The organism is Kitasatospora sp. NPDC048662, from assembly GCF_055587065.1.
In genome coordinates this window covers 149747-163003 of sequence record NZ_JBVJHA010000011.1, presented here as the reverse complement: position 1 = coordinate 163003, position 13257 = coordinate 149747, and the positions used below count along the sequence as shown (strand labels likewise).

12 protein-coding genes and 1 riboswitch are annotated in these 13257 nt (G+C 71.9%); all 12 genes read right to left on the bottom strand.

Going from position 1 to position 13257, the window contains the following annotated elements:
* Positions 1-5: 5 nt before the first annotated feature.
* The 12 genes from nicT to mltG (ACZ6R9_RS26260) all read right to left on the bottom strand — a co-directional run bounded on the left by nicT (position 6) and on the right by mltG (ACZ6R9_RS26260) (position 13215).
* Entirely contained in the window at positions 6-1100 is a 1095-nt protein-coding gene (gene nicT / locus ACZ6R9_RS26315) for a Nickel transporter NicT (RefSeq protein WP_465540695.1), read from the bottom strand.
* A gap of 52 nt (positions 1101-1152) precedes the next feature.
* Positions 1153-1348: riboswitch (cobalamin riboswitch) on the bottom strand.
* 80 nt (positions 1349-1428) lie between these two features.
* Complete coding sequence (locus ACZ6R9_RS26310; RefSeq protein WP_380488085.1) at positions 1429-2121, bottom strand: DUF6445 family protein; 693 nt, start codon at positions 2119-2121, stop codon at positions 1429-1431.
* Positions 2122-2217: 96 nt separating this feature from the next.
* Entirely contained in the window at positions 2218-3024 is an 807-nt protein-coding gene (locus ACZ6R9_RS26305) for an Fpg/Nei family DNA glycosylase (RefSeq protein WP_380488084.1), read from the bottom strand.
* Positions 3025-3348: 324 nt separating this feature from the next.
* Positions 3349-4182 carry an AAA family ATPase gene (locus tag ACZ6R9_RS26300; RefSeq protein WP_465540693.1) on the bottom strand — a complete coding sequence of 278 codons (834 nt, stop codon included), beginning with the start codon at positions 4180-4182 and terminating at the stop codon, positions 3349-3351.
* Between the two features lie 73 nt (positions 4183-4255).
* Positions 4256-4705 (bottom strand): type II 3-dehydroquinate dehydratase, encoded by a 450-nt coding sequence (gene aroQ / locus ACZ6R9_RS26295; protein ID WP_380488080.1) that lies wholly within the window; start codon positions 4703-4705, stop codon positions 4256-4258.
* Entirely contained in the window at positions 4702-5790 is a 1089-nt protein-coding gene (gene aroB, locus ACZ6R9_RS26290) for a 3-dehydroquinate synthase (protein ID WP_380488078.1), read from the bottom strand. Before aroB ends, aroQ begins: the two co-directional genes overlap by 4 nt.
* Positions 5791-5861: 71 nt before the next feature.
* Entirely contained in the window at positions 5862-6383 is a 522-nt protein-coding gene (locus ACZ6R9_RS26285) for a shikimate kinase (protein ID WP_380488076.1), read from the bottom strand.
* Complete coding sequence (gene aroC / locus ACZ6R9_RS26280) at positions 6380-7564, bottom strand: chorismate synthase (protein WP_380488073.1); 1185 nt, start codon at positions 7562-7564, stop codon at positions 6380-6382. Before aroC ends, ACZ6R9_RS26285 begins: the two co-directional genes overlap by 4 nt.
* A gap of 181 nt (positions 7565-7745) precedes the next feature.
* On the bottom strand, positions 7746-8570 hold the full coding sequence (locus tag ACZ6R9_RS26275; protein ID WP_380488137.1) for a shikimate dehydrogenase: 825 nt from the start codon (positions 8568-8570) through the stop codon (positions 7746-7748).
* A 443-nt stretch (positions 8571-9013) separates the two neighbouring features.
* Entirely contained in the window at positions 9014-9838 is an 825-nt protein-coding gene (locus ACZ6R9_RS26270) for an ABC transporter ATP-binding protein (RefSeq protein WP_380488070.1), read from the bottom strand.
* A gap of 78 nt (positions 9839-9916) precedes the next feature.
* Complete coding sequence (gene mltG / locus ACZ6R9_RS26265) at positions 9917-11911, bottom strand: endolytic transglycosylase MltG (RefSeq protein ID WP_465540689.1); 1995 nt, start codon at positions 11909-11911, stop codon at positions 9917-9919.
* A 110-nt stretch (positions 11912-12021) separates the two neighbouring features.
* The gene (gene mltG / locus ACZ6R9_RS26260) at positions 12022-13215 is read right to left on the bottom strand and encodes an endolytic transglycosylase MltG (protein WP_465540687.1); all 1194 of its coding nucleotides are present in this window, start codon (positions 13213-13215) and stop codon (positions 12022-12024) included.
* Between the last annotated feature and the right edge of the window lie 42 nt (positions 13216-13257).

Sequence of the window (13257 nt, the reverse complement as noted above, 5' to 3'; positions counted from 1 at the left end):
TTCCGTCAGAACGTGCCCGCTCCGGAGAACGCCTTGGAACGGCGGGCGATCCGCCAGTAGCCGATCGCCGCCGCCCACACCACCACGAACAGGCCGACGATCACGAAACCCACGTTGTCCAGGCTCAGTCCGGCGATCCAGCCGGACACCGGATCGTCCAGCCCGAACTTGTCGTGCAGCACCGTGACCAGCTCGATGGTGCCGATCACGAAGGCCACTGCGATCGACAGCCCCGTGATGGTCAGGTTGTAGTACACCTTGCGGACGGGGTTGGAGAACGCCCACTGGTAGGCGAAGTTCATGAACGTGCCGTCCAGGGTGTCGAACAGGCTCATCCCGGCCGCGAACAGCAGCGGCATGCAGGCGATCGCGTACCAGGGCACGCCGGACGCCGCGCCCGAACCCGCCATCACCATCAGAGTGACCTCGGTGGCGGTGTCGAAGCCCAGGCCCAGCACCATGCCCACCGGGAACATCTGGCCGGGCCGGGTGATCGACCGGGTCGCCCGGTTCAGCACCCGGGCCAGGAAGCCCCGGGAGTTCAGGTGCTTCTCCAGCTCGGCCTCGTCGTACACGCCGGCCCGCATCGCCCGGAACACCCGCAGAATGCCCAGCAGGGCCACCAGGTTGAGCGCCGCGATCAGGTACAGGAACGCCCCCGAGGCGGTGGTGCCGATGGTGCCCAGCACCTGATGGGTCGTCGAGTCCTTGTCCATCAGCGTGCCCGCCAGCGCGGCCCCGCCGGCCACCAGCGCGGCCATCAGCACCACCATCGAGGAGTGCCCGAGGGCGAACCAGAAGCCCACCGAGACCGGCCGGCGGCCGTCCGCCATCAGCTTGCGGGTGGTGTTGTCGATCACCGCGATGTGGTCGGCGTCGAAGGCGTGCCGCATGCCCAGGGTGTAGGCGGTGATGCCCAGGCCCACCCCGAACACCTGGGTACCCACCTGGTACTTCTCCGGCACCACCAGGAACAGCAGCGTCCCGAACGCCGCCACGTGCAGGGCCAGGATCACCGCCATCAGGCCGGCCGTGCGCCAGGTGTCCTCGCGACGCCAGCGGAAAGCAGGAAGAGGGGAGCCCGGGACGTTTCCGGGCATGGTCGAATCGGACGCGGTCATCCGCGCATCACGCTCCAGCACCTCGTGGATCACTTCGTGAGATGCCGTGGCCGGTCTCCTGGCTGACGGGGTGTTCGGCGTCGGCGCCCGGCCTTCCCGGCCGCGAACGGCCAGTGGCACGAGGTGGGAGCCGACGACTCCCCGATCACAGTGGCGAGGGCCGCTCCGGACTCCTGTGACGGGCACAGTGCACCGGCTTCCCGAACACCACGGCCCGACCACCGTAGAACCGCCCCGGGCGCAGCGGCAAGACCGGACCCGTCCGCGGGTGTCGCAGATCACTCCCACCCGGCCGGTTGACGGCGCGTCACGCCATCCAGAAGAACACGCAGGTCATCCGCTTCTCGTCCAGCGTGGCGCCGTAGTACTCGGTGGCGGTGTGCATCAGGTTGGCGGTGTACAGCAGCAGCCGGTTGTAGCGGTGCGGGACGGCCAGGTCCTCGGTGAACGAGTCCGGCGGGACGAAACGGGTGCCGAGCGCGTCCACCAGGTTGTTGTGCGGGGCGACCACGGTGTTCCCGCCGAGCCGGCCCCCGGGCAGGCTCTGCCGGTAGAAACTCGTCCCGCACCGCTTCGGCACGTTCGGGTTGAGGTACAGCACGGCGGCGTAGCGGCACAGCGAACGCGAATCGGTGTGCGGGCGCGGCTCGCACTCCCCCGCCCCCACCACCTGCACGCAGTTGTGGTTGAACGTGCCGCCCTCGGCCTCGCTCAGCGCCCAGATCCGCGGCACCTGCACGGTCTCCCGCACCAGCTTCTCGACGTGTGCCAACTCGTCCGGCTCCAGGCCGGGCATCGCCCGCAGCCCCGGCCAGGACTCCGGCTTGTGCGGGTACCCCTCGTCCCAGTCGGTGCGGGCCAGGTGCCGGGCGCGCACCGCGTCCGGGTCCGGGAGGACGTCGTCCAGCACCCAGTAGTCGCGGCCCTTGGTGGGCTTGCGGTACGGCAGGACCGGAAGGGCCGGGGTCGGGCGCGGGCCCCGGAACGGTTGCACGGGCATGGACCCGACAATAGGTAGCGCGCTCCGGGGCCCTCGCCCAAGGGCCGGTCAACCTTGCGTCAAGGCTTTGTCATTACCCTCCGTGATGACGGCCCGTCAGGACTGCTGGCAGCGCGGGCACCAGAACAGGTTCCGGGCCGCCAACTCCTCGGTCCGCACCGGGGTTTCACAGACCAGGCAGGGCTGGTCCTGCCGCCGGTACACATACACCTCACCACCGTGGTCGTCCACCCGCGGCGGACGCCCCATCGCCTCCGGCGTGTGCTCCGGCCGGACGGTGTCGATCCGCCCCGCCGCGACCCCCTCACGCATCAGCGCCACCAGATCCGCCCAGATCGCGTCCCACTCGGCGCGACGCAGATCACGGCCCGCCCGGTGCGGACTGATACCCAGCCGGAACAGCACCTCCGCCCGGTACACATTGCCGACACCCGCCAGCACCTTCTGGTCCATCAGCAGCGCCGCGATCGTCGTCCCGCTCCGCGAGATCCGCTGCCACGCGGCGTCCCCCACCTCGCCCGGCCGCAACGGATCCGGCCCGAGCCGCCGGTGCAACGCCGCCTTCTCCCCCGGCGTGATCACCTCGCACGCCGTCGGGCCCCGCAGATCCGCGAACCCGCTCTCGTTCTCCATCCGCAACCGCACCTGCCCGACCGGCTCCGGGGCCTCCCCCACCCCGAACTCGTACTTCCCGTACAACCCCAGATGCACATGCAGCCAGTCGTCCCCGAACCCCAGGAACAGATGCTTCCCGTGCGCCTCCGCCACGTCCAGCACCCGCCCGTCCAGCAGCCCGGCCCCCTCCCCGAACCGCCCCTGCGGCGAAGAAACCCGCACCGCCCGCCCCCCGAACAGCTCCCCGTTCAACCCGGCCAACCGATGCACCACATGCCCCTCGGGCACCCGCGTCAACTCCTCGATCGATCCCGTCCAACCCCCCTATTCTCCCCGCCCCCACCGACACCCCTTCACCCCAGAGGCCCACCGCCCACCCGCGACGCAACCACCCCACCCAGCACAAGCGCGCGGCGGACGCCCGCACGAGGAGAACCTGCACAGCAGAGACCCATGCGGCAGAGACCCACACAACCAAGGCCCCGGCCGCCGAACCTCCGCGCAGCGGAAACCCCGCACCACAGCCCCCGCACAGCCGGTTTGCCCCGGGCGGCCTCGCGCTGTGCTCGTCTCGGGTCGTGTGGTCGGGTGGAGGGAGCTCCCCGCAGGGGGTCAGCGTTGGTGCAGCCGGCTCAGGATCGCCTGGTCGAGCGCCGCGGCCGTCTCGGGGACGGTGAGGTTGGAGTTGTCGATGATGGGGAGGCCGGAGGTGCGCCAGCCGGCCATGCGGCCGTGGATGCGGGCGACTTCGTCGTCGGAGAGGCGGCGGTTGCCGGAGCGTTGGGCGTTGCGGGCGAGGACGCGGTCGAGGCCGGGGAGCAGGACGACGGGGATCATGCCGGGGCCGATGTGGCGTTTCCAGCCGCCGAGGCCGATCGCGGGGCGGTCGGGGAAGACGGCGTCGTCGATGATGCAGGAGATGCCGTTGGCAAGGTAGTTGCGGCAGGCGAAGCCGCAGGTGCGGCGGGCGAGGCGGTACTGGGCCTCGGAGGCGGTGTTCCAGCCGGACTGCGGGTTGGCGAACCCGGCCTGGACCCATTCGCGGACGTCGTCGAGGCTGATGTGCGCGGTGGGGGTGGGGCGGCGCTCGGCCCAGTAGCGGGCGACGGTGGTCTTGCCGGCGCCGGCCGCGCCGATCAGCAGGACGGCGATCGGTCCGACGGGCAGCGGGGCTGCCGGTGCGGGCATCGGCGGTGGCGCGGCGGGGAGTTGGACGGTGCCGCCGCTGGGGAGCAGGAAGTGCCCGGTACCGCCGGGCGCGACGGCCTTGAGCGGGACGGTCGGCCGGTCGGGGCGGGTGGCGATCGGTCCGAGGGTGGGGATGGCCTGGGTGGCGGGCAGTGCCGGTGCGGGGTACGGCTGTTGAGGGGCCGTCGGATACGGGGGCGTCCCCGGGCGGGGTGGCACCTGGCCCCCCGGATGGTGGCTCTGCGCGTACTGGCTCACCGTCACCTCCCTGCGCCGAATGTACACGTCGGCCCGGTGGCGGGCACAAGTCCGCCACCGGGCCGCGCAGCGCTCAGCGGGTGGTCAACTGTTCGGCCAGCGCCCGCAGGGCGAGTTCGTACGAGCCGAGGCCGAAGCCCGCGATGGTGCCGGAGGCGACCGCGGCGATGACCGAGGTGTGCCGGAAGGTCTCGCGGCTGTACGGGTTGGAGATGTGCACCTCGATCAGCGGGGCGGTGCGCTGCGCCGCGGCGTCCCGCATCGCGTACGAGTAGTGGGTGAACGCACCGGGGTTGATCACCACGGGTGTCTTGGCGTCCGCCGCCTGGTGCAGCCAACCGACCATCTCCGCCTCGGAGTTGGTCTCCCTGACCTCCACAGCGAGACCGAGCTGCGCACCCAGTGCGGCACAGCGTGCGACCAGCCCCGTGTACGAGGTGGAGCCGTACACGTCGGGTTCGCGGGAGCCCAGCCGGCCCAGGTTGGGGCCGTTCAGCACCAGCACCGGGACGGGGGCGGTCATCCGGAGACCTCCGCGTACGCGGCGACCAGCAGCGACGGGTCGGGGCCTTCCAGCACGGAGGTCTTGGCGAGACCGTCCAGGACGATGAAGCGCAGCAGGTCGCCGCGGGACTTCTTGTCGATCTTCATGGCGTCCAGCAGCTTCGGCCAGGCGTCCGCCCGGTAGCTGAGCGGCAGGCCGACCGAGGCCAGCACGGTGCGGTGCCGGTCGGCGGTGGCGTCGTCCAACCGCCCGGCCAGGCGGCCGAGTTCGGCGGCGAACACCATGCCGATGGAGATCGCCGCGCCGTGCCGCCATTTGTAGCGCTCGTTGCGTTCGATGGCGTGGCCGAGGGTGTGGCCGTAGTTGAGGATCTCCCGGCGGCCGGACTCCTTGAGGTCGCCGGAGACCACGTCGGCCTTGACCTGGATGGCCCGCCGGATGAGCTCCAGGGTGTGCGGGCCCGCGGGGGTGGTGGCGGCCGCCGGATCCTGCTCGATCAGGTCGAGGATCACCGGGTCGGCGATGAAGCCGGCCTTGATCACCTCGGCCAGGCCGGAGACGTAGTCGTGCTTGCCGAGGGTCTCCAGGGTGCCGAGGTCGGCCAGCACGCCCGCGGGCGGGTGGAAGGCGCCGACCATGTTCTTGCCCTCGGCGATGTTGATGCCGGTCTTGCCGCCGACCGCGGCGTCCACCATGCCGAGCAGCGTGGTGGGCACCGAGATCCAGCGCACCCCGCGCAGCCAGGTGGCGGCGACGAAGCCCGCCAGGTCGGTGGTCGAGCCGCCACCCAGGCCGACGATCACATCGCTGCGGGTGAAGCCGGTCTGGCCGAGCACCGACCAGCAGTACGCGGCGACCTCGGCGCTCTTGGCGTCCTCGGCGTTCGGGACCTGCAGGACGATCGCCTCGTAGCCCTGGTCGACCAGGTCCTCGCGGATCGCCTCGCCGGTGGCCTCCAGCGCCTCCGGGTGGATGATCGCGACGCGCTTGGCCTTCGGGCCGATCAGCGGGGCGAGTTCGCCGAGCAGCTGGTGCCCGATCAGCACCTCGTACGGGGCGTGGCCGTCACTGCCCGCGACAGCAATCCGAACGATGTCACTCATTGCTCCCACCTTCGCTTCGCTCGGCGGTCACTTCGTGACAACAGCCGGTCCAATTGGCTCGTTCGCTTCGCTCACTCACAGGGGTTCTTCAGCTCCAGTGCTTCGAGTACGGCGTCGGCGACCTGCTCGGGGGTGCGCCCCTCGGTGTCGACCACGGCGGTGGCGACCTCCAGGTACAGCGGGCGGCGGGCCTCCATCAGCTCGCGCCAGCGGGCCCGGGGGTTGACCGCGAGCAGCGGACGGGGGGCGTCCAGGCCGACCCGCTTGACCGCGTCGGCCAGCGCGACCTCCAGGAACACCACGGGCAGCGGGGCGAGCAGTTCACGCGTGGCGGGGGCCATCACGGCGCCGCCGCCGAGCGCGAGCACGCCGGGGTGGTCCGCGGCGGCGGCTGCGACGGCCTCGCGTTCCAGTCGCCGGAAGTGCGGCTCGCCCTCGTCCACGAAGATCTCCGGGATGGGCTTGCCGGCCGTCCGTTCGATGTCCTCGTCGGTGTCGCGGAACGGCAGGCCGAGCCGCTCCGCGAGGACCCGCCCGACGGTGGACTTGCCACTGCCGGGCGGGCCGACCAGCACAACAGCCGGGGTGCTCATCGGACGATCAGGTTGTCGAGGTACGACTGCACGTTGCGACGGGTCTCGGAGACGTTGTCGCCGCCGAACTTCTCCGCCACCGCGTCGGCCAGCACCAGCGCCACCATCGCCTCCGCGACGATGCCGGCCGCCGGGACGGCGCACACGTCGGAACGCTGGTGGTGCGCCTTCGCGGGCTCGCCGGTACGCACGTCCAGCGTCTGCAGGGCGCGCGGGACGGTCGCGATCGGCTTCATCGCGGCCCGGACGCGCAGCAGCTCGCCGGTGGACAGGCCGCCCTCGGTGCCGCCGGAGCGGCCGCTGGCGCGCTTGACGCCCTCGGGGGTCGGCAGGATCTCGTCGTGCGCCTGGGAACCGGGGATCCGGGCCAGCTCGAAGCCGTCACCGACCTCGACGCCCTTGATCGCCTGAATGCCCATCAGTGCGGCGGCGAGGCGGGCGTCCAGGCGGCGATCCCAGTGCACGTGCGAACCGAGGCCGACCGGCACCCCGTACGCCAGCACCTCGACCACGCCGCCCAGGGTGTCGCCGTCCTTGTGGGCCTGGTCGATCTCGGCCACCATCGCCTTCGACGCGTCGGCGTCCAGGCAGCGCACCGGGTCCTCGTCCAGCCGGGCCTCGTCGGCGGGCAGCGGCAGCACCCCGGCCGGGGCCTTGGCGGCGGCCAGCTCCACCACGTGGCTGACGATCTCGATGCCGCAGGTCTCCTTCAGGTAGGAGCGGGCGACCGCGCCGAGCGCGACCCGGGCCGCGGTCTCCCGGGCGCTGGCGCGCTCCAGGATCGGCCGGGCCTCGTCGATCGAGTACTTCTGCATGCCGGCCAGGTCCGCGTGGCCCGGGCGGGGGCGGGTCAGCGGCTCGTTGCGGGCCAGGCCCGCGAGCACCTCGGGATCGACCGGGTCGGCCGACATGACCTGCTCCCACTTCGGCCACTCGGTGTTGCCGACCATGATCGCCACCGGCGAGCCCATGGTCTCGCCGTGCCGGACACCGCCGAGGAAGGTCACCTCGTCCTGCTCGAACTTCATCCGGGCGCCGCGACCATAGCCGAGCCGCCGGCGGGCCAGCGCGTCGGCCACCATGGCGGTGGTGACCGGCACTCCGGCCGGCAGGCCCTCCAGCGTCGCGACCAGAGCGGGGCCGTGCGACTCCCCCGCCGTCAGCCAGCGCAAGCTACCCACCGAAAAGCTCCTTCGTCAGCGGCCCGCACGCCGTGAACGGCGGCCGGTCCGGCGTCTCGTCCTGCCCGGCCGCGGAGCGCGACGGGGCAAGCACCGATCCTTTCACGTCCGCGGGTCCTCCGGGCGCCCGGTCCGCGTGGCGGACAGCGAACGTCCGCAATCGCCGTGCCGAAGCCGCAGCTCAGGACGCCAGCGCCGCCTCGCCCGCGGCTCGCATCTCAGCAAGCGGGCCTCGCTCGACGCCGGTGAACCGCTCGAACTGCAGCACCGCCTGATGCACCAGCAGGTCCAGCCCGCCCAGCACCGTGCCGCCGCGCTCCAGGCAGGCGGCGGCCAGCGCGGTCGGCCACGGGTGGTACAGCACGTCGAACAGCACCCCGGGGGTACCGGTCAGCTGCGCCGCGAAACCGTCGGTGGCACCGACCGGCGTGGTGGAGACAGTCAGCGGCCCGGCCAGCGCCCGCGCCGAGTCCGCCCAGTCGGCGGTGCGCACCGCCACCCCGAGCCTCTCCCCCAACTCCCGCATCTCGGCAGCCCGTTCGGCACTGCGCAGGTACACCGTGACCTCACCGTCGCAGATCTGCCCGAGCGCCGCCAGCGCCGACGAGGCAGTGGCCCCGGCCCCCAGCACCGCCGCCGACCCGACCCGCTCGACGCCGCGCTCCCGCAGCGCGTTGACCAGCCCGGGCACATCCGTGTTGTCACCGTGCCGCCGCCCGTCCGGCCCGAACACCACGGTGTTGACGGCGTCCACGGCCCGCGCGGTGTCGCTGACGATGTCCAGCAGCGGCAGGATCGCCCGCTTCAGCGGCATGGTCAGCGACAGGCCCGCCCACGTGGCGTCCAGCCCGGTGACGAACGCCTCCAGCCCGGCCTCGTCAACCTCGTACCGGTCATAGCGCCACCCGCTCAGGCCGAGCGCGGCATAACCGGCCCGGTGCAGAGCGGGCGAGAGCGAGTGGGCGATCGGCGAGCCGAGCACGGCGGCCCGGTGCGGACTGGTCACGAAACAGCCTTTCGGGGAGTGGGGGGGGACGATGCAGGTTGACGTCGATCGGGCCCTCGGACGCGCACTCGAAGCCGCGCCGCCCGTACAGCCGCCGGACGGGGCCGCCCCGCCGCACAGCCGGCCGGACGGCCGGCCCTGCGGCGTCCAAAGCGGAGCACAGCACGACGGCGCCAAGGCTGCGGCCACGCGGCACCGGCGTGCCGGGCCGCTGCCCGCCCGGGCGGCGCGGCAGACACCCGGCCGGCGCCGGAACGCCGGGCACCTCCAGCGCCGAGGTACGCACGGGCCGGTACCCGTCGCACATCCGGCGCCGGACCCGGTGCTCGCCGTCGCGGGCGAGGCGTTCCGGGCCGGGGCGCATCGCCGCCGCCCTCGGCTCGACCATGCCTCCAGGTCCGCATCCGTCGCGGGGCGCAGCGCCCGAGCCGCGGCCCGGACGGTCACACGGCGCCCCGGCGAGTGCGGGCCGTCCACCGGCCCTCGCTGTGGCCGATCCGGATCGGGTGCCGGAAGCACTCGGAGACCAACTCGGTGGTGAGCACCTCGGCGGCCGGTCCGGCGGCGGTGGCCAGGCCGTCGCGCAGCAGCAGCGCGTGGCTGGTGGTCTCCGGCAGCTCCTCCAGGTGATGGGTGACCAGCACGGACGCCACCTCCGGGAAGCGCCGGCGCAGCTCGTCCAGGCTCTCCAGCAACTGCTCGCGCGCGGTCAGATCCAGCCCGGTCGCGGGCTCGTCCAGCAACAGCAGCCGCGGCGCGGGCATCAGTGCACGGGCGATCAGCACCCGCCCGCGCTCCCCCTGCGAGAGCGTCGTCCAGGCACTGTCGGCCCGGTGCCCGACGCCCAGCGTGTGGATCAACTCCTCGGCGTGGTCGAGCTGTTCGGCCGTGGGCTTGCGAAACGGATCCGGCTCGATCGACTGCGTGACACCGGTCAGCACCACCTGCCGCACCGTCAACGGCGAGCGCAGCGGATGCCGCGGATTCACATGCCCGAGGTGCGCCCGCAACTCCCGCACATCCACCCGCCCGAGCTGCCGCCCGAGCACCTTCACACGGCCCGCCGTCGGATGCTGAACCGCCCCCAGCAGCGAGAGCAAGGTGCTCTTGCCCGCCCCGTTGGCCCCGAGCACCGCCCAGTGCTCCCCCGCCCGCACCGTCAGCGACACGTCCTTCAGCAGGTACCGCCCGTCGCGGACCACATCCACACGTTCGGCCTCCAGCAACGGTGCCCCGGCCGGGTGCTCCACGCTCTGCGACGTCTCCATGCGCCTCACGCTACCGGCTGCACCCGACCCACCCGCAAAGCCGTATCGCCTGCCGGACCGGTCGGCGGTGTTCTGCGGTCAGGACGTGCAGGTGACGCTCTTGGCGTCGTACTTCTTGCCCCTGCCGATGCACCACGCCTCGGTGTTCTTGGCGTGCTCCGCGCCGGTCACCGCGAACTTGGTCTCCTGCGGCGAGACGGCCAGCCAGAACACCCAGTCGCCCGGCGTCGGGTTGAGGACGGCGTCGAGCGCCTCCTGGCCGGGGTTGCTGATCGGGGTCGGCGGCAGTCCCGGGTTAATGTACGAGTTGTACTTGTTCGAGCCGTCCTTGATCTCCTGATCGGTCAGCTTGGTGCGGCCCAGCGAGTACTGGAGAGTGGTGTCCACGGCCAGCTTGTGCTGGGTGACGTTGGTGGTCAGCCGGTTGGAGATGGCGCGGGCCATCTTGCCGAAGTCCTCGGAGTTGTTGCCCTCGGCCTGCAGAATGCTGGCCTCGGTCACCACCTCGTACGCGTTCTTCAGGCCGATCCTCTGCGCCGCCTCGTCCAGCTTGAGGTCGTTGTACTTCTGGACGGCGTTCGTCACCATCTGCTTCAGCAGTTCCTCGGGCTTCATGCCGTCGGCGACCGAGTAGCGGGTCGGCCAGAGGAAGCCTTCCAGGTTGTTGTTGGCGTACGCGGGCAGACCCAGACTGCCGGCCTGCTCCTTGGCGATCTTGGCGGTGGTGCCCTTGTCGAGCTTCAGCTTCTCGTCGATCTTGGCGTAGATCTCCACGGCCTTCAGGCCCTCGGGAATGACCAGCGCGTTGCCGCCGTTCGACTCCAGCAGTACCTTGAACGCCGCGGCGGCGGACATCTGGTGCTTCATCGTGTAGACGCCGGGCTGGATGCCTCGCCCCTTGGGGTCCTTCTCGTACGCGACGCTGAACGCCTTGATGCTCTTGACCACGCCGGCGTCCTTCAGGGTCTTGCCGATCGCGTCGCCACCCGCGCCGGAGGCGACGGTGATGTTGACCGAGCCCGTGCCCTCGCCCTCGAAGTCCGGCGGCGGGCCGAACCGCTCCTGGTACATGCCGTAGCCCCACCAGCCGGCGCCGCCGGTCGCACCGAGCAGCACCAGGGCGACCACCAGGCAGGCGCCGCGGTTGCGGCGGCCGGACTTCTTGCCCTTCTCCTTGCGCTTGCGCTCGGCCTCGCGGGAGTTGTCCTGCTCGGAGAAGAAGGCGGCGGTCCCGCCCTCCTCCTCGGCGTACTCGTCCTCGGCCCACTGCTCGGACTCGCCCGCATGCTCGTCGTACTCGTCCGGCTCGGCCACGGCGGGCGCCGAACCCGGGTTGTCCAGCGCGGCGGCCTCCGCCTCCCAGTCGATCCCGTCCGGACCGGGCCCACCGGCCGGCTCGGCCACCCGGGCCTGCGGCGCGACCTGCGGCTGCACCTGCTGCGGCATGCCCGGCTGCGGCTGCACCTGCTGGGGCATGCCCGGCTGCGGCTGCACCTGCTGCGGCATGCCCGGCTGCGGCATGCCCGGCTGCTGAACGCCCTGCTGGGGCATCCCCGGCTGTATCGGCTGCTGCATCCCCTGCTGGACGAACTGCTGCTGACCGCCCTGCGTCGCCCCGCGCTGCTGCGGGTAGCCCTGCCCGCCCATCGGCATCTGCTGCTGCGGAACCTGCTGCTGCATCGGCTGCCCACCCGGGAAGCCCTGCTGCTGGACGAACTGCTGCTGCGCGAACTGCTGTTGACCGCCCTGCGTCACCCCCTGCTGGGGCACGCCCTGCTGCGGATACCCCTGCGGCTGCTGCTGGACGAAGCCCTGCTGCTGCGGGTAACCCTGGCCACCCATCGGCATCTGCTGCTGCGGAACCTGCTGCACCTGCTGCACCTGCTGCTGCGGCACGCCCTGCTGCGGAAACCCCTGCTGCGGCACACCCTGTTGCGGTACACCCTGCTGCTGCGGGTACCCCTGCGGATACTGCTGGCCGAAGTCCTGCTGGCCGTACGGAGGCTGCTGCTGTTCACCGGGGAACCACGCCTGGTCGCCCTGGGCGCCGTAGCGCCCGCTCTGATCAGTCATCGATCCCCTTACCGCGTCCAGGGTGTCCGTCGAACCGGCGTGCTAGTGCCGCCCGTTCTGGGAGACGTTACCGTACCGCAGCGTAGCCAACGGGCGTCACTCCCTGTTGTTCAGGGAACGGAAGGTGAGGGGCCGGAGTCGGTCGGGGACGGGTTCTGTGCGCGGTGTGCGTTGAACTCGTCGACGTTCTTCCGATGTTGGTCCGCGCTGTCGGTGAACCGGGTGTCCCCGGGTTGGACGGTCACGAAGTACAGCCAGTCACCGTCGGCGGGGTGGATCGCGGCGCGCAGCGCGTCCCGGCCGGGGTTGCCGATGGGGGTGGGTGGCAGGCCGGAGTGGGCGTAGGTGTTGAACGGGGAGTCGAGCTTGGTGTCGGCCACGGTAGTGGTGAGGGTGGAGCGGCCGAGCGCGTAGTTGATGGTGGAGTCGAGCTGCAGCGGCATGTTCCTGGCGAGCCGGTTGTAGACGACCCGGGCGACCTTGGTCATGTCCTCGGGGTTGTCGGCCTCGGCCTGGGCGAGGCTGGCGACGGCGAGCAGGCCGTAGGGCGTGACGTTGTTCGCGGCGGCGGCCTCGGCGACGGCGCCGCCGCCCAGCTCGCTGCTGGCTTCCTTCACCATTTCCTGGAGCAGACCGAGTGCCGTGCTGTCGCCGGTGATGGGGTAGCTGGCCGGGAACAGGTACCCCTCCGGGTGACCGGTCGCGTCGGCGGGCAGCCCGAGTTCGGCGAGGTGCTCCTCGACGGTGGCCTTGGTGGTGCCGGCGGCCAGGCCGAGCCGGGTGTCGATGGCGGCGTAGATCTGGGTCGTGCGCCAGCCCTCGGGGATGGTCAGGGCGTTGGCGTTGGCGGGGTCGAGCAGCACGTTGAGTGCGGCGCCGGCCGACATCTTCTCCTTGAGGGTGTAGGTGCCGGGTTGGATCCGGTTGCTGGCCGGGCTCTTGGCGGCGGCCTCGGTGAACGCCCGGGTGGAGGCGATGACGTGTTTGGCCGTCAGGGTCTTGCCGATCTGGGTGATGCTGGCGCCCTGGGCCACCGAGACCTGCACCCGGCCGCTGCCGGCGCCGGTGAAGTCGGGGGCGGGTTTCTTGCCCTCGGGCCAGGCCAGGAACACCGCGACGGCGGCGGCTGTCGCCACCCCGAGCAGGCCGGCCACACTGAGGCAGCAGGCCGCGCCGGTGCGCAGGCGGCCGGGGTCGGGCGGTTCGACACCGTACGGCAGACCGGGCGGGGCGCCCTCGGGTTCGAGGACGGGGGCGCCGAGGTGGCCGGGGGTGAGCCCGGGGGCGGTGTACGGGTCGGTCAAGGCGGGGCCTCCCGGCGGCGGGCAGCGATCGGGGCCCGTGCG